The sequence below is a fragment of the Conyzicola sp. genome, from assembly GCF_057073975.1.
This window is the reverse complement of record NZ_JBXMIS010000082.1, coordinates 1-16,318: the sequence shown is the minus strand read 5'-3', so window position 1 is coordinate 16,318 and position 16,318 is coordinate 1. Positions and strand designations below refer to the sequence as shown.

Sequence of the window (16,318 nt, the reverse complement as noted above, 5' to 3'; positions counted from 1 at the left end):
GTTGGCGAGGTCCCCCGTTTCGTGAGGAGCAATTGACTCCAGTCGCTGCTCCCCCTGCGGCTCACCCCTAGCAAGCAAGAAAGTACCGCCCATGTCGGTTGGTCCGCGCGTAGTCTTCGTGCGATTCCTCACAAGCGAGAGCCCGAAACTCAACCCGTGGGTGTCGCACAGTGACCGAGTTCTCAGTACGACGACGGTTCCGTCGGTCGGTGCAGACAGCGAAGTCGTTGTCTGGCAGCTCGTGTCTGCCAACAACCGGCAGCTTGCTCGGGGTGCCGCGGTGCACCGCTCCTTCGAGAGTGCGCGCGAAAGCGCCCAAGCCGTTGTCGCGGCGGGCGACCAGCTCAGCGTGAGCCTCGTCAGCGAGCCGGGCAGAGGCGTCTACGGCTGGTTTGCCAGCATCGACGGCACGCCGGCGATGACCTGCTCCCGCTGGTACCTCACTGATCGCGACCGTCGCTACTCGATCGAGATCGCCATGCGTTCCGTGGCCACGGCGACCCTGCACGCCGGAGCGCGACTCACCGATCCCGCGTTGATGGGAGGCGACCGTGGAGCAGGGTACTGACAACGCAGCGACCTCTGTGATGGAAGCGGTCGACACCGAGCTCATCGCGACGGCCGCCGACTCGCCCCGCGTGCTGTCGAACGTCATCGACCGCCCGGATGCCGCGTTCCGCTGGGTGGCGCGCGGCGCGGGCACCGTGGTGCTGACGATCATGTCGCTTGTCGGCCTCTTCCTGCTCTACCAGGGCTTCCAGTCGCTGCAGGTCGCCGGGCCGGCCTTCATCACCGAGCAGAAGTGGGACCCCAACTCCGGCACCTTCGGCATCGCTGCTGTGCTGTGCGGAACCGTCTTCATCGCGCTCACCGCGATCGTCTTCGCGGTTCCGCTCTCTCTCGGCACCGCGCTGTACATCAGCGAGTACGCGCCGGCAACCATCAAGGACGCGCTCGTCACCATCGTCGACCTCATGGCCGCGGTGCCGAGTGTCGTCTACGGCCTGTGGGGAGTCTTCTTCCTCAGCCCTGCCATCGTGCCCGTGTCCCAGTGGCTCGCCACGAACCTGGGCTGGATCCCGGTCTTCGCCGTCGAGGGATTCGACCCGGCAGACCCGCTCGCCAGCCCAACCGTGTTCGCTGCATCCACCTTCATCGCCGGAATCGTCGTCGCGCTCATGGTCGCCCCGATCACGAGCTCGATCATGCGCGAGGTGTTCACCCAGGCGCCCATCGGCGAGCGCGAGGGTGCTCTCGCTCTCGGCGCCACGCGCTGGGGCATGATCTCGAGCGTCGTGCTGCCCTTCGGCCGCGGCGGAATCATCGGCGGCACGATGCTGGGCCTCGGCCGGGCGCTCGGCGAGACGATCGCCGTCTTCCTCATCATCTCGCCGGTCTTCGTCATCCAGCCGCGCATTCTCGAGAAGGGCGCCAACTCCATCTCCGCACTCATCGCGCTCCGCTACAACGAGGCCTCGGTCTTCGAGATCTCCGCGCTCATGGCCGCCGGCCTCGCCCTCTTCGTCATCACGCTCATCGTGAACTTCGTTGCGTCGTCGATCATCGCGCGCAGTCGCTCGGGAAGCCAGAGCGACTGATGCCCACCACGATCCTGAGTTCTGCGGCGTCACCAGAGGTCAAACGGTCGACCTCGACTCTGCGCACCGTCGACGTCATCCGCCTGCTCGGGTGCGCTGCCGCAGCGATCAGCTTTACGGCATGGCTCTACGTCTTCGCCCTTCCCCTGCAGGGAGAGCTCGGCTTCGTGCTCATCTCCTACACGGTGTTCCTATTGCTTTTCGCGATGCTCACCGCCTTCGACGAGAACCGCCCGACGGTGCGCGACAGGATGGTGAACGTCGTCGTTCACAGCCTCGCCTTCCTGATGCTGCTCGCCCTGTTCTCCGTTGTCGTCTACACCGTCGGGCGAGGGATCGAGCCGCTCGGCCACCTCAACTTCTTCACCCAGGACATGAGCAATGCGGGTCCGCTCGACCCGCTGACCCAGGGTGGCGTGCTTCACGCCGTGCTCGGCACCCTGATCATGATCACTATCGCGCTGGCGATCAGCATTCCGCTCGGCCTGCTCACAGCGGTGTTCCTCAGCGAGTTCCCGGGCAGGTACGCCCGTTTCGTTCGCACCGTCGTCGAGGCGATGACGGCGCTTCCCTCGATCGTGGCCGGCCTGTTCATCTACGCAACGGTCATCGTCTTCCTCGGCTTCAACCGATCGGGTTTCGCCGCGTCGCTGGCGATCACGGTGATGATGCTGCCCATCATCATCCGCTCTGCCGACGTCGTGCTTCGGCTCGTGCCCGGCAACCTCAAAGAGGCAGCGCGGGCGCTCGGGGCGTCCACGTGGCGAACGGTGTGGACCGTCACGCTGCCGACGGCACGGTCAGGGCTCACGACGGCCATCATCCTTGGAACCGCTCGCGGTATCGGAGAGACCTCGCCCGTGCTGCTCACCGCCGGCGCGACGACGTTCCTGAACCTCAACCCGTTCACCGGGCCAATGACATCGCTGCCGCTGACGACGTTCACGTTCGTGAAGTCGCCGGAGCTCACCATGATCGCGCGTGGTTTCGGCACGGCCGCCGTGCTCATGGTCGTCGTCCTCATCCTGTTCTTCATCGCCCGCACGATCGGCGGCCGCGGCCCCGGTCAGCTGACACCGCGCCAGGCGCGTGCCCGCGCTCGGCAGTCCCGCGACGACGACTACCGGTACCGCGCTCGCGACCTCGGGGTGTCCGCCGTCGTGACACCGCCTCGGCAGCCGGGGCTCGTGTCCGCGCTGACCGGTCGTGCACGCGCTGTCGCCGTTCGCTCGATAGGGGCCGCCCGCCAGTTCATCGCAGCACGAAGGGGATCGAAGCCATGAGGCAGCACCGAAGGAACGCCGGCCGCGCGCTGGGTCTCGCCGTGGCCCTCCTGCTCGTCGTGCCATCGAGTGTGTCGGCCGCAGAGAGCGCGAGCGCCGTTGGCGACACCTACTACCCGGTCGCGGGCTCTGGCTCCACCTGGTCGGCGAACGCGCTGCAGCAGTGGATTCGCAATGTCTTCGACAACTACCGCTGGAAGGTCACGTACGACGACTCCGGCTCCTCGGCGGGGCGCCAGCTCTTCGCTCAGGGAACAGTCGACTTCGCCGTCTCCGAGATCCCCTACGCGCTGAGCGGCAGCGACAGCCCGGATCCTCGCCCTGCGCGATCATTCGCGTACGTGCCGATCGTCGCCGGAGGCACCGCCTTCATGTACAACCTGGTGATCGGCGGAAAGCGGGTGACCAACCTGCGGCTGTCTGGCGAGACGATCACGAAGATCTTCACCGGGGTCATCACGAAGTGGAACGACCAGGCCATCGCGGCCGACAACCCCAAGCTCGCCCTACCCGCCATCACGATCGTTCCGGTCGTTCGCTCAGATGGCTCCGGCACCACGGCGCAGTTGACCAGCTGGATGCGCTCGCAGTACTCGGCACTGTGGAGCGCCTACTGCGCCAAGGCCGGCAGGTCCAACTGCGGCATCACATCGAACTACCCCGTCGTGGCGGGGTCTGCGTTCATCGGCCAACAGGGTTCCAACGGTGTTGCCGGCCTCGTTGCGCAGTCGAAGTCGGTCGGTGCCATCACCTATGTCGAGGAGTCCTACGCGCTGAATGCGCGCTTCCCCGTTGCCAAGGTGCTCAATGCTGCTGGGTACTACACCGAGCCGTCCGCATCGAATGTGGCCGTCTCGCTCCTGGCGGCCGTCATCAACAACGACCCGAACTCGCCCGACTACCTGACGGCGAACCTCGGCGGGGTGTACCGCAACACGGATCCGCGCGCCTACCCGCTCTCGTCGTACTCGTACATGATCGTTCCAACCGCCGTCGAGGGCAGCTTCACCGAGAACAAGGGGCTGACTCTCGCCGACTTCGCCTCGTACTTCCTGTGCGAGGGACAGCAGCAGGCGGAAGTGCTCGGCTACTCGCCGCTGCCGGTCAACCTCGCCGCGGCCGGACTCGAGCAGGTGCAGAAGATTCCCGGTGGCGATCCGAAGAACAAGAGCATCAGCTCGTGCAACAACCCCACCTTCTCTCCTGATGGCACCAACAAGCTGGCCAACACCGCACCACAGCCGCAGGCCTGCGACAAGAAGGGCGCCGACCAGTGCCTGACGGGCACGGGCGGGGCGACCGAGGCGACAGCCGCCAGCGGTGGCGGCGGTGGTGGCGGCACCGGTGGCGGGTCGACGGGATCCGGCGACGCGGCCGCGGGCGACGGCGAGTCGCCGGGCGGAGCCCTCGATCCCGGTGAGGTCGTCGGCCTGGCGGGTGGCGGCAGCGCAATCGTCTCCGGCCTCCCCATCGATGTGCCAGAGCGCGGGCTCGCCCCCGCGACCGTGCTCTTCATGCTGCTCGCTGTGACCGCTGCCGCCGTCGCCGTGCTGCTGCCGCCGGTGCTCGCCCGACAGCGCGCGGCGGCCGCGGGTATTCCGCGTGGCCCGACCGGGCGGCGCCTGCCACGGGCTCGTCGGGGGCGTGCCGTGTGGAAGACCCTCTCCGTGCGCAGCCTGAGGGAAAGAATTCACCTGCCAGCCGTTCTTAGAAAAGGCGGTAGTGCTGTACCTCCGCTGGGGGACTCATAGCGTGAGCGCCGTGCCAGCCACTCACCGCCACTCGCAGCGTCGCCTTCGGGTCGCCCGCGTCGTATCCGCGGGCCTCGTCGCCCTCGCGATCGGTGGCCTCATCGCGGTCGGACCCCAGCAGGAGCCGGCGGCCGATGCCGCGGTCTCCGCGTCCTCTGCACTGACCGTTGCCTGGGCGAACGACACGTCGTCGGCGTCGCAGTATCAGCCGGCACGCTCGACGACGAGCCCGCACTTCGGTGACTTCGACGACATCAAGATCACCGTCTCGCAGACGACCGGCATCATCGACCAGGCGATCCGGGTCAGCGTGACCGGCTTCGCGCCCACGATCTCCTCCTACTCGACGGCGCTTCCGCTCAACAACGCGAAGAACTACCTCCAGGCCATGCAGTGCTGGGGCCCAGACCCTCTCGCCGACGACTTCAACGAGACCTGCCAGTGGGGCGGGCGCTACCGCGTGGAGAACAGCGGCCTCGGCAACTCGGTCTACTCCGACACAGCGGCCCGCACCGGCCCGCTCGATTTCGACTCTGCACGTCCGACCACTCACGACGTGCCGTTCCGCACATCGAGTGGCACCGAGGTCAGCGGCAAGATCCAGCTGGTCTCCGGCAACGAGAAGTACCCCATTCTCGACTACTTCGGCCCGTCGACAACGAATGAGGTCACGAGCGCTCGGGTCGGCGCTGGCGGTGCCGGCTACTTCGACTTCGAGACGCAGTCGGCCGACCAGGCCCCCCAGCTCTCCTGCGGCGACGACCAGTCCCGCTGCTGGCTCGTGGTGGTTCCGCGAGGAACGCACTTCGGTGGCAACGGCGAGGAGTGCAGCGGCATCCGCGATCCGGCGAACGGCGACGAGCTGTACACCTACGGTCAGGCGAATGCCGTGCAGGGTGGCAGCCCGATCAACGATCTCTGCGACTACTGGGACAACCGCGTGGTGATTCCCCTCGATTTCGCCCCGACAGGCTCGCAGTGCGCCGTTGGCGGAGCAGAGACCCGCATCATCGGCTCCCAGCTCATGATCGGGGCGATGAGCTCGTGGCAGCCTGCGCTATGCCAGAGCGTCAAGAGCACCTTCAGCTTCTCGACCAACCCCGACTCCGTCGCACGCGCCCAGCTCATCGAGCCCGGCTCGTCGACCACGGGCATCGCCTACACCGGGTACCCCGTCAGCTCTGGGGAGCTGCTGCAGGACTACGAGCGCGAGACGCTTGCCAAGACGACGCTGACCTACGCGCCCGTGGCGGTGTCCGGTGTCGTCATCGCCTTCTTCGCGGAGTCGGCCGATGGGCGACAGGAGCAGCTGGTGCTCTCGCCACGGCTCATGGCCAAGTTCCTCACCCAGTCCTATCCCTTCTCCGTTCCCCAGAGCCAGTCCAACATCGCGGAGAACGCCGACCACCTCGGTGCGGTCAACCGCACCTATACGTACTGGAATAAGGACCCGGAGTTTCAGGCCCTCAACCCCACGAACTACCTGCAGTTCCCCTACGCGCCCGCGCTCGTCCTTCCGGGACCGTCGGGGGCCGACGGCATCCGCCAGGTCTGGCGCTGGATCATGGCCGACGCTAAGGCAGCGGCGTTCCTGGATGGCGCGGCCGACGAGTGGGGAATGACGGTCAACCCGTACTACCTGCCCAAGAACGACGCCGCAGCCGTGGTGCCCTGGCACCTCGACGAGGCGAAGAACTACCTCGCGACCGCAGTGCAGCGGCCGGTGGGCATGACGAATCTCGCTGGCGACCCGCAGAAGCTCACCGCGCTCGCGCTCGACACCTTCCCGCGGAACGACGAGACGCTCATGCCGCTGCAGCTGTTCAACGGAGAGCGGTCGCGGTTCGACTCCATTCAGTTCGCTCCCTTCGCAGAGACGTTCCTCAGTGCGGCGCGCCAGACCTTCCGCGCCGACCCCAACTCGAAGACCTACTGGAACACGGAGAAGTTCGACGCGTCGGGCCAGAAGGGCGACTGGACGAGCGGCGGTGCCCAGCTGCCCGGTCAGAAGTTCACCCTCGCCATCACCGACACCGTGTCGGCGCAGCGCTGGGGCCTGAGCACGGCAACCGCGCTCGGCGCCAACTCGAGTGTCGGCACGAAGCCGACGACCGAGAGCATGACGACCGCTCTCACGGCGCTCGAGGCAACGAGCCTCGATGCCGTCAAGCAGGTCAATCCGGCAGCAGTGCCGACCGGCGGCTACCCGATGACCATCGTCACCTATGCCGCTGTCAACCTCACCAAGAGCACTGCGGCCACTCGCGCGACGATCTCGAGCATGCTCACCCAGGTGACGACCTCCGGTCAGGAGCCCGGCTCCGGCATCGGCCAGCTGCCGGATGGCTACCTCCCGCTCACGACCGACCTCAGAGCCAAGGCGGCGGTTGCTGCCGCCGAGGTCAAGAACTTCGTGCCGAAGACCGACTCCAACTCCAGCTCTGGCAACTACGCGCAAGACGACTACGAGGGCGGCTTCGGCGGCATCGGCGACGAGTCGTCTCTCGGTGGCGGCGCGAGTGATCCGGAGGTCTCCGCTGCGGCAGACGGACTGACGGATGACCGCACGGTCGCCGCTTTCACCGAGCCGATCGCACGATCCAGTCTCGCCATCGCGCTCGTGGTCGGCCTTCTCGGCTTCCTCGTCGCACCCATCCTGTTCCGAGGGAGAGGGCTCCTCTAGAGAACAGCACGCTTCTTTCGGGCGATCCGCCCCGACCCGAAAGGAAACCCCCCATCACACGGCAAAGCGAGATGAGGGGCTAGTCCACCAGGGACTGAACTGCAGGGGCACCATACCAAAAAAGGTTGGAAACCAAATGCAAAGCAAGACCAAGCTGCGCCTCGGCGTAGTTGCCGCGTCCGCTGTCGCCATGCTGGCGTTCGGCGCAGTGGCTCCTGCCACGGCAGACCCCATCGGGTTCAAGCCGCTCAACGGTGTCGGCTCCGACACCACCCAGGATGTCGTCGGCGGCCTCGCCACCGTCGTCACCGCCCTCGGCTCCTACGACGCGACCGGTTCGGCAACGATCCAGACCACGTCGACCGGCCCGACCTTCAACCGCCCCAACGGATCCACGGCTGGTGTGCAGGCACTGAGCGCCTCGGTGAACAACACCGGCACGCGCACCTTCCCGGCAACCGGTGGCGTGAACATCACTGGCCAGGTCGACTTCGCCCGCAGCTCGAGCGCCCCCAGCGGCTCGTTCGTCGGCACCGACCTGACCTTCATCCCCTTCGCCCGTGACGCGGTCACCTACGCGGTCAGCGCTGCCAGCGACTTCCCGCGCGACATCGCCCTCGGCAACGCTGGCCAGGACTCGACCTCGCCGGCTCCGTTCACGCTGCGCAACATCTACCGCGGAACAGTCACCAGCTACGTCGACGGTGACTTCAACTCGGTGACGATCCGTCCGATCATCCCGCAGGCCGGTTCGGGCACCCGCTCGTTCTGGCTCTCGGCTCTCGGTCTGACCGAGGCGAGCATCGTCGGAACCCCGACGACGGACATCGGCAACACGGCGCAGGAGCACAACGGCACCTACATCAAGAACGCGGGCGACATCGCGCCGTTCTCGATCGCGCAGTACATCGCCCAGGGCAACCACGGCGCACTGCCGACCACCGTCTCCGAGCGTCGCGGCAACATCGAGCTCGGCAACGTCGACACGGTCAAGCCGCTGCTGCTCACCGCCGGTGGAGGAGTCGAGCTCAACTCGGCGTTCCCGATCAACCGACTCGTGTTCAACGTCGTTCAGACCTCGCGCCTCAGCGGTTCGTCGGCGGCCGACCTGCAGCTGCAGTCGACCTTCGCCGGAACGTCGTCGTCGGTCTGCGCTGCATCCGCCCAGATCAAGCAGTACGGCTTCGGAACCATCGGCTCGCTCTGCGGCAACACCAGCACCTACAAGCAGGCCTTCCGTTACTAGTAGTCCCCTCCCCAGCTACATAAGCGAAAAGGAATCGAACCAGTGAACATCTCCAAGAAGATCGCTGCTGTCGCCGTCACGGCGGCGCTGATGGTCGGTGGACTGAGCGTCGCCCAGTCCGCATCCGCCGCCGAGATCCCGGGCGGAACCCTCACGGTCACCCCCACCACCGGCAACGTGTCTGACACCTACCTATTCACCAGCATCAGTGCAAGCGTCGCTGCTCCCGTTGGCTACCGCGCACTCGGCGGAACGTTCGCCTACCAGGGCGGCGTCGAGCTCGGCTCGCTGTCGAACTCACGCACCACGGCGATGCCGTCGACCGCAGGAACGAACGGCCTCGACGGCAACGTGCCCGTCTACATGGACCGCTCGATCAGCCCGACGAACAACTTCGTCAGCAACAAGCAGCTCACGGGCCTCGTGACGCCGCTTCAGACGGGTACGTGGGAGCTGCGCTTCTACTACTTCGCCTCGAGCACGGCGCCCAACCGCGCGACCGACCCGTATGTCAAGCTCGACATGACCTACGACGCCGCCACCGGCGCATGGGCCGTCTACACGCCGGCAACGGCGACGACGACCTCGCTGACGGCTAGCGCCGCCGGCACGGACGTCACGCTCACCGCCACGGTCAAGGATGGCGCCGCCACGGCGACCGCCGCGACCGGCAGCATCGTGTTCAAGGAGGGTGCGGCAACCGTCGCAACTGTTCCTGTCGCATCCGGTGTCGCAACGACGACCATTGTCGGCGCAGCCAACGGTGCGCACTCGTACACCGCTGAGTACCAGCCGACCGGCGCGACCTACGCGGCGTCGACCTCCGGCACCGCCTCCGTGTTCGTCGGTGCGCAGCAGCAGCAGTCCAACATCCAGGTCACCATTCCTGGCAACATTGGCGCGCTGACGCTGAGCGGCACCTCGACCTCGGTCAACCTCGGAACCGCGACCCTCGTTGGCGAGACGCTCAACGCGTCGGGCAACCTGGTCTCGAAGGTCACCGACACGCGCCAGCTCGAGTACCCGGCGTGGAGCCTCACCGGCCAGGTCGGCGACTTCACCTCCGGCAGCTACACCCTCGATGGCAAGTACCTCGGCTGGACCCCGTCGATCGTCGGCACGACGACCGCTGGTGGCTCCGTTGCCGGTGCCGTCGTTGCTCCGGCAACGGCGACCGTCGGCTCCGGTCTCAAGACCAGCAGCGTCTTCGCTACGGGTCTGCCCAACACGACGGGTTCGGTCACCGATGTGAACGCGCTCCTCGAGCTGAAGGCACCGCGCACCACCCGCGCCGGCACCTACTCGGCAACCCTCACGGTGACGCTGGTCTAGTCCAGCGGAATCGGGCGGGTTGGATGCGGCTTCGGCCGTGTCCAACCCGCCATCCGTCGTCGCTCCTGCGTGTAGACCGGCACGCGCAACATCCCACATTCACTGCCCGTTAACGTCCCACTGATTGGCTCGCCGCATGTTCCGAATCCGCTCCTCCGTCGCGCTCGCGCTCGCCCTCGCGCTGGCCGTGACGCCGATCAGTGCCGGTGCTCTCGCAGCTACCCCTGCGCCGGCATCACGTGCCGCGGATGGCGACGTGACCTGGAGCGTCGAGCCGGTGCAGACGCCTGGTGGGGTGCGCCGCTCATTCGAGTACTCGGTCGACCCCGGCACCCAGATCGTCGACAGCGTCGTCATCACCAACGCGGGATCGACCCCCGCCGAGTTCCTCATCTACGCCACCGACGCCATCAACGAGCGCGACACTGGCGCCTTCGGCCTTCTCGAGCGTGACGCCGAGCCGACCGACGTCGGTGCCTGGATCACGACCGGCAGCGACGCCCTCACCATCGAGCCCGGTATGCAGGCGATCGTGCCGTTCAACCTGCTGATCCCCAGCGACGCAGCACCGGGGGAGCATGTGGCCGGCATCATCGCTTCCGTCGTCACGACGGGCGAGAGCGAAGGAGCTGCGGTCGAGCTCGAACAGCGCGTCGCCGCCCGCGTGTACCTGACCGTGTCGGGTGCCGTCGAGTCTGCGCTCGAGATCGAGGGCGTGTCGTCGTCGTTCGCCTCCGAGTTCAACCCCTTTGCCCCCGGTGCCGTCGACGTCTCGTACACCGTGCGCAACTCCGGCAATGTGCGCGTCGACGTCAGTCAGACCATCGTGGTCAACGGGCCGTTCGGAATCAGACTCGCCGAGTTCACCCCAGAGCCGTTCCGCGAGTTGCTTCCCCGCCAGACGGTGCGGGTCGATGCGTCGATCCCCGCCGTCTTCGGCTTGTTCGCCGCGTTCTCCACCATCGAGGTCACGCCCGGCGCGGTCGGCAGCACCGACGCCCCTGCAGAAGACGAGGTCGTGCTCGAACCAGAGGAGTCGACGACAGACCCGTCGGCCGAGCCAGCAGCCGAGGTAGGCGACGTCGAGGTCATCGCCGACGCCACGGCCGTCGACTACGCGTCGGTGTCGGAGACGACCTTCGCCGTCGCGATCTCGTGGACTCTCCTTGCGCTGGTGGTTCTCGTGCTCGCTCTCATCTACCTCGCCTGGCGCTACGTCTCCGGCACCCGGGAGCGCCTCTACCTCGCCATCGATGAGGCTGCTGCAGCCGCTCGCGCGGAGTCGGCGGCCCACGACAAGGACAACTCCACAGACACGGTGGGCGTGTGACCACCCGACTCGGAGCCGTGCTCGCGGTCGTCGCGGTCGCCCTCGTGTCTGCCACCATGGGCTTCCAGTCGCTGGATGCACCGCCAGCGGTCGCCGACGAGACCGGCACGCCGATCACGGTCACCATCCCCGACCTGTCGGGGTCTGCGAGCCCGAGCCCGTCGGCTACCGGCGGCAACGGCAACGGCAACGGCAACGGGAACGGCAACGGGAACGGGAACGGGAACGGCGGCGGGAACGGGAACGGCGGCGGGAACGGCAACGGCGGCGGCAACGGCACCAACCCCGACGGCTCGCCCGTTCCGCCCGCGAAACCCGGCACTGGCAAGCCCGGCCTGATCCTCGACCACAGTGTGCGGGCCATCAGCGAGCTGCTGCTCGCCACCGGCTCCGGCTACACTCCGGGCGAGAACGTGCAGTTCGTGCTGTATCCCGGTGCCGTGGTGATCGGCAGTGTCGTCGCCGATGCCGAGGGCGATGTTGCGGCCCGGTTCCGCATCCCGGTGAAGACCCAGACCGGCGAGCACGTCGTCGAGGCGACCGGATGGTTGTCTGGGTTCGTGGCCAACGAGGGCTTCACCGTCACGTCGGCCGTCGCCGGGGTCTACGACCTGTGGTGGATCTACGTGGTCGTCGGCGCGATCCTGCTCTCCCTGTTCTCCGCCTTGTTCCACTTCCGTGCCACCCTCGCCGGCTGGTTCTCTGGCGGCACCCCGGTGCCGCAGGGGTCGACCCTGTGACGACCACGCGCGTGGTGCCGCGCCGGCCGCGATCGCGTCCTGTTCCGCACACCCCGAGGCCGAGCGGAGGGTCTGCCCGGTCGAACCTGCCGCTGTGGCTGCGCACGCCTCCCCGCCGAACGGTGCAGCGTCGATCGGCACCGACACCGCGCGAGCCGCGCTGGTGGCTCGGTGTGGCATGGCTGCTGCTGTCCACTCTGCTCGTCGGCTTCGTCGCGCACGCGACCCTCATGGGCTCGCTGCAGCACGGCCGGTCTCAGCATGTGCTCTACCAGCAGCTGCGCACCGACCTTGCCCTCGCGGTTGCGCCACTCGGCCAGCTGGATTTCGACGGCAACCTCGTGCCGAACGGCACCCCGATCGCTCTCCTCACCATCGACAGGCTCGGCGTGGAAGAGGTGGTCGTTCAGGGAACGACTCCGTCAGACCTCACCTCGGGCCCGGGACACCGACGGGATTCCGTGCTGCCCGGCCAGGAGGGCACGAGCGTCATCATGGGCCGCCAGGCGACCTACGGCGGTCCGTTCAGCGGCATCGGCTCCCTCGTGAACGGCGACGTCATCGAGGTGACGACGGGCCAGGGTGTCGCGAAGTACAAGGTCTTCGGCGTGCGGCAGGAGGGCGACCTGCTTCCCGTGGCCCTCGAGGAGGGCGAGGGCCGCCTCGAGCTGATCACGGCAGACGGGCTCCCGCTTGCGCCGTCGGGCGCGATCCACGTGGATGCCGTGCTCACCTCCGACACAGAGGAGACCCCGTCTGCCTCGTTCACGTCCGCGGTGCTCGACCCCTCTGAGCAGGCCATGGGCTCTGACGGGAGCGGCTGGTTCGAGCTGTTCTTCTGGTTTCAATGGCTCACCATCGCCGCTGTCGCGCTTCGCTGGGTGCGATCAAAGTGGGGCATGTGGCAGACCTGGGTGGTCGGCCTTCCCGTTCTCATCTCCCTCGGCGCCTTCACCGCTGGCGCGACGATGAACCTCCTTCCCAACCTTCTGTGATGCATCGGAGACTGACATGAGCGACCAGACAGCAATCGACGAGCGTCCGCTAGAGGACGATCTCGACGCGACGACCAAGATCCTCGACGAGCTCGAACCGGGCGGACCGCCCACGCGCCCCCTCGCCACACTGCAGGCCAACGCGATCTCTGCCTGGTTCGGCGACCGCAAGGTGCTCGACCGGGTCGACCTCACGATGGAGGCCGGGCTCATCACCGCGCTCATCGGCCCCTCCGGCTGCGGCAAGTCGACATTCCTCCGCATCCTCAACCGCATGCACGAGATGGTTCCCTCCGCATCGCTCGCCGGTGAGGTGCTGCTCGACGGCGACGACATCTACGGCGCGACCCGCCGACTGACCCAGGCTCGCCGCGACATCGGCATGGTCTTCCAGAAACCGAACCCCTTCCCCGCCATGTCGATCTACGACAACGTCATCGCCGGCCTCAAGCTCACCGGCACCTCGGCACGGCGCGACGAGAAGGACGTTCTCGTTGAGTCGAGCCTGACCAAGGCCGGACTCTGGAAAGAGGTGCGCGACCGTCTTCGCCAGCCCGGTGGCGGACTCTCTGGTGGCCAGCAGCAGCGACTGTGCATCGCTCGCTCGCTCGCCATCAAGCCGCGCGTGCTGCTCATGGACGAGCCGTGCTCTGCCCTCGATCCCACCTCGACGCGCGTTATCGAGGAGACCATGCTCGAGCTCGCCAAGGAGGTGACGATCGTCATCGTCACGCACAACATGCAGCAGGCGCAGCGCGTCTCCGACAACTGCGCCTTCTTCCTCGCCGCCCAGAACACCCCTGGCGCGATTGTCGAGCAGGGCGCGACCTCGATGATGTTCGAGAGCCCGAGCGACGCTCGCACGTTCGACTACGTCAACGGACGGTTCGGCTAGACCGGCATGGTCGAGGACTACGCGCCCTTCCGCGAATACCACCGCCAGGTCAGGTGGATGTCGCTGACTCGGTGGCTGAGCGGACTCGCGAGCATCGCGGCTGCCGCCGGTGTGCTCTCGACTCTCGTCGCGGCCGCTCCGCCAACCACCACGACGACCGCTCCACCGCAGTCAGCGCCCGCATTCCCGGTTTCGGTTGCCATAGACTCCTTCGCCCTCAGCGAGCAGTCGGCCCAGCCCGTGACTGCGGCGGCGCCCCTCGTCGCCACCGCGGCATTGTCAGAGTCGGGGCCGCCGGCGTGGACGATCGATATCGACACGATGGGCTACCAGGCCGAGGTCGATGCGTGCCTCTGGGTGCGCATGGATCTCGGCGCCGTTGCCCCGATTGTCGGCGCGCACAACCACTGCGGCGGTGACATCGTGCTTCAGATGGCCATCGGCGACTCAGTCGAGCTTCGCGGCACCGCGCTCGACGGGGCATATACCGTCACCGAATCCCGTGACGCGCACGCTGGCGATCCTGCGGATGTGGCGACGAGCGGCATGACGGCCGCCGTCATCCTTCAGACCTGCTACTGGCACAGTGGAGGCAGAGAACGGCTTCTCGCGCTCGTGCGTGCGTGACGGCGCTGGTGGAAGACAATAGAGGCATGCCAGACCAGAACCTCGTCGTGATCGTGCTCGCCGCCGGTGCGGGAACCCGCATGAAGTCAACGAAGCCCAAGGTGCTGCATCACCTTGCCGGGCTCCCGCTCGTCGGGCATGTGCTGCACACGGCGCGTGCTCTCGAGCCCGCGCAGGTCATCGCCGTCGTGCGGCACGAGCGCGAGCTCGTGGTCGAGACGATCACGACGATGCTGCCCGACGTCGTCATCGTCGACCAGGACGACATCCCCGGCACCGGCCGTGCCGTCGAGGTTGCCCTCGCGGCCCTCCCCGCCGACTTCACCGGTGAGGTCGTCATCGTCAGTGGCGACGTGCCCATGCTCGACGCCGACACCCTCGCCGCTCTCATCGCGGAGCACCGCGCCGCCTCGAGTGCGGCCACGCTGCTCACGGCGATCCTCGACGATGCGAATGGCTACGGCCGGGTCATCCGCGCAGCCGACGGCAGCCTCGACCGCATCGTCGAGCAGAAGGACGCGGCAGACCACGAGCTCGCCGTCACCGAGGTCAACTCCGGCACCTACGTCTTCTCCGTCGGGCCGCTGCGCGAACAGCTCGCCCTCGTCGGCACTGCCAACGCCCAGAACGAGAAGTACCTCACGGATGTCGTGGCCATGATCCGCGAGACCGGCGCCGTTGTCGCGGCCATGCCCGTCGCCCAGCCATGGATCGTCGCTGGCATCAACGACCGCGCCCAGCTCGGCGAGGCGGCACTGCGCATGAATCAGCTGATCGTGCGGGGGCACCAGCTCGCCGGCGTGACGATCCTCGACCCGGCGAGCACGTGGATCGACCTCGAGGTGTCGATCGGGGAGGACGTCGAGATTCTGCCGGGCACCCAACTGCTCGGTGCAACGACCATCGAGCGCGACGCGATCATCGGTCCAGACACGACGCTCCTCGACACCGAGGTCAAGCAGGGTGCGACGGTCAAGCGCACCGACGCAACGCTCGCGGTCATCGGCGCGTGGGCATCCGTTGGTCCCTTCGCCTACCTGCGCCCCGGCACGATCCTCGAGGCCGACGGCAAGATCGGCACCTTCGTCGAGACGAAGAACTCGACCATCGGCAAGGGCAGCAAGGTTCCGCACCTCAGCTACATCGGCGACACGACGGTTGGCGAGCAGTCCAACGTCGGGGCCGGCACGATCACCGCGAACTACGACGGCGTGAACAAGTCGAAGACCGTCGTTGGCTCGCACGTGAGAACGGGCTCGCACAACGTGTTCGTGGCCCCCGTTAGAATTGGCGACGGAGCCTATACGGGAGCAGGCACGGTCGTCCGAAAAGACGTTCCAGCCGGGGCCCTCGCGATCAACGTGGCTCCGCAGCGCAACATGGAGGGCTGGGTCGAGGCCAACCGTGCTGGCACCGCCGCGGCTCAGGCCGCAGCGGCAGCAGCAGCACGCACAGACACCGACTAGGCAATCTGCTCAGCTTCGCCGACGAGAAAGCGGGAATCGTGTCCGAAATCAAGGTCACCGGACACAAGCGGCTGGTCATCGTCACGGGTCGCGCTCACCCGCAGCTCGCCGCCGATATCGCCGCAGCGCTCGAGACGGATGTCGTGCACACCGATGCGCGCACCTTCGCCAACGGCGAGATCTACGCCCGCTATGACGAGAGCGTCCGCGGAGCCGACGTGTTCGTCATCCAGTCGATGCCAGCCCCGCTCAACGAGTGGATCATGGAGCAGCTCATCATGGTCGACGCGCTGAAGCGGGCGTTTGCCAAGCGGATCACTGTCGTCATCCCGTTCTATGGCTACGCCCGCCAGGACAAGAAGCACCGTGGCC

The 16,318-nt window shown here is 67.1% G+C and carries 14 protein-coding genes; all 14 read left to right on the top strand.

All coding sequences use genetic code 11. From position 1 onward, the window contains the following. Positions 1-91: 91 nt before the first annotated feature. Positions 92-568 carry a hypothetical protein gene (locus AC14A7_RS07320; protein ID WP_484007694.1) on the top strand — a complete coding sequence of 159 codons (477 nt, stop codon included), beginning with the start codon at positions 92-94 and terminating at the stop codon, positions 566-568. Then, a complete protein-coding gene (pstC, locus tag AC14A7_RS07315; protein WP_484007692.1) occupies positions 552-1,598 on the top strand; it encodes a phosphate ABC transporter permease subunit PstC in 1,047 nt (348 codons plus the stop codon). The genes AC14A7_RS07320 and pstC overlap by 17 nt, the downstream gene beginning before the upstream one ends. After that, complete coding sequence (gene pstA / locus AC14A7_RS07310) at positions 1,598-2,881, top strand: phosphate ABC transporter permease PstA (RefSeq protein WP_484007690.1); 1,284 nt, start codon at positions 1,598-1,600, stop codon at positions 2,879-2,881. Before pstC ends, pstA begins: the two co-directional genes overlap by 1 nt. Next, on the top strand, positions 2,878-4,632 hold the full coding sequence (locus AC14A7_RS07305) for a phosphate ABC transporter substrate-binding protein PstS (protein WP_484007688.1): 1,755 nt from the start codon (positions 2,878-2,880) through the stop codon (positions 4,630-4,632). Before pstA ends, AC14A7_RS07305 begins: the two co-directional genes overlap by 4 nt. A gap of 10 nt (positions 4,633-4,642) precedes the next feature. Further along, on the top strand, positions 4,643-7,315 hold the full coding sequence (locus AC14A7_RS07300; protein WP_484007686.1) for a hypothetical protein: 2,673 nt from the start codon (positions 4,643-4,645) through the stop codon (positions 7,313-7,315). 136 nt (positions 7,316-7,451) lie between these two features. Next, positions 7,452-8,561, top strand: coding sequence for a substrate-binding domain-containing protein (locus AC14A7_RS07295; RefSeq protein ID WP_484007684.1), 1,110 nt, complete (start codon positions 7,452-7,454; stop codon positions 8,559-8,561). Positions 8,562-8,603: 42 nt separating this feature from the next. Next, complete coding sequence (locus tag AC14A7_RS07290) at positions 8,604-9,893, top strand: Ig-like domain repeat protein (RefSeq protein WP_484007682.1); 1,290 nt, start codon at positions 8,604-8,606, stop codon at positions 9,891-9,893. Between the two features lie 136 nt (positions 9,894-10,029). Next, complete coding sequence (locus AC14A7_RS07285) at positions 10,030-11,223, top strand: hypothetical protein (RefSeq protein WP_484007680.1); 1,194 nt, start codon at positions 10,030-10,032, stop codon at positions 11,221-11,223. After that, entirely contained in the window at positions 11,220-11,963 is a 744-nt protein-coding gene (locus AC14A7_RS07280; protein WP_484007679.1) for a hypothetical protein, read from the top strand. The genes AC14A7_RS07285 and AC14A7_RS07280 overlap by 4 nt, the downstream gene beginning before the upstream one ends. Continuing rightward, entirely contained in the window at positions 11,960-12,958 is a 999-nt protein-coding gene (locus tag AC14A7_RS07275) for a sortase (protein ID WP_484007677.1), read from the top strand. Before AC14A7_RS07280 ends, AC14A7_RS07275 begins: the two co-directional genes overlap by 4 nt. A 16-nt stretch (positions 12,959-12,974) precedes the next feature. Then, entirely contained in the window at positions 12,975-13,853 is an 879-nt protein-coding gene (locus AC14A7_RS07270) for a phosphate ABC transporter ATP-binding protein (RefSeq protein ID WP_484007675.1), read from the top strand. A 57-nt stretch (positions 13,854-13,910) separates the two neighbouring features. Then, the gene (locus tag AC14A7_RS07265; protein WP_484007673.1) at positions 13,911-14,480 is read left to right on the top strand and encodes a hypothetical protein; all 570 of its coding nucleotides are present in this window, start codon (positions 13,911-13,913) and stop codon (positions 14,478-14,480) included. A gap of 26 nt (positions 14,481-14,506) precedes the next feature. Further along, positions 14,507-15,946: a bifunctional UDP-N-acetylglucosamine diphosphorylase/glucosamine-1-phosphate N-acetyltransferase GlmU gene (gene glmU, locus AC14A7_RS07260; RefSeq protein WP_484007671.1), complete on the top strand. Its 1,440-nt coding sequence runs from the start codon at positions 14,507-14,509 to the stop codon at positions 15,944-15,946. A gap of 38 nt (positions 15,947-15,984) precedes the next feature. Continuing rightward, positions 15,985-16,318 (top strand): ribose-phosphate diphosphokinase (prs, locus tag AC14A7_RS07255; RefSeq protein ID WP_484007669.1); only part of this gene is annotated, 334 nt, incomplete at its 3' end.

Coding starts and splice junctions, on each gene's coding strand:
- pstA (WP_484007690.1), top strand. CDS start 1,598: ATGCCCACCACGATCCTGAGTTCTGCGGCGTCACCAGAGGTCAAACGG.
- AC14A7_RS07295 (WP_484007684.1), top strand. CDS start 7,452: ATGCAAAGCAAGACCAAGCTGCGCCTCGGCGTAGTTGCCGCGTCCGCT.
- AC14A7_RS07305 (WP_484007688.1), top strand. CDS start 2,878: ATGAGGCAGCACCGAAGGAACGCCGGCCGCGCGCTGGGTCTCGCCGTG.
- glmU (WP_484007671.1), top strand. CDS start 14,507: ATGCCAGACCAGAACCTCGTCGTGATCGTGCTCGCCGCCGGTGCGGGA.
- AC14A7_RS07285 (WP_484007680.1), top strand. CDS start 10,030: ATGTTCCGAATCCGCTCCTCCGTCGCGCTCGCGCTCGCCCTCGCGCTG.
- AC14A7_RS07270 (WP_484007675.1), top strand. CDS start 12,975: ATGAGCGACCAGACAGCAATCGACGAGCGTCCGCTAGAGGACGATCTC.
- AC14A7_RS07320 (WP_484007694.1), top strand. CDS start 92: ATGTCGGTTGGTCCGCGCGTAGTCTTCGTGCGATTCCTCACAAGCGAG.
- AC14A7_RS07265 (WP_484007673.1), top strand. CDS start 13,911: ATGTCGCTGACTCGGTGGCTGAGCGGACTCGCGAGCATCGCGGCTGCC.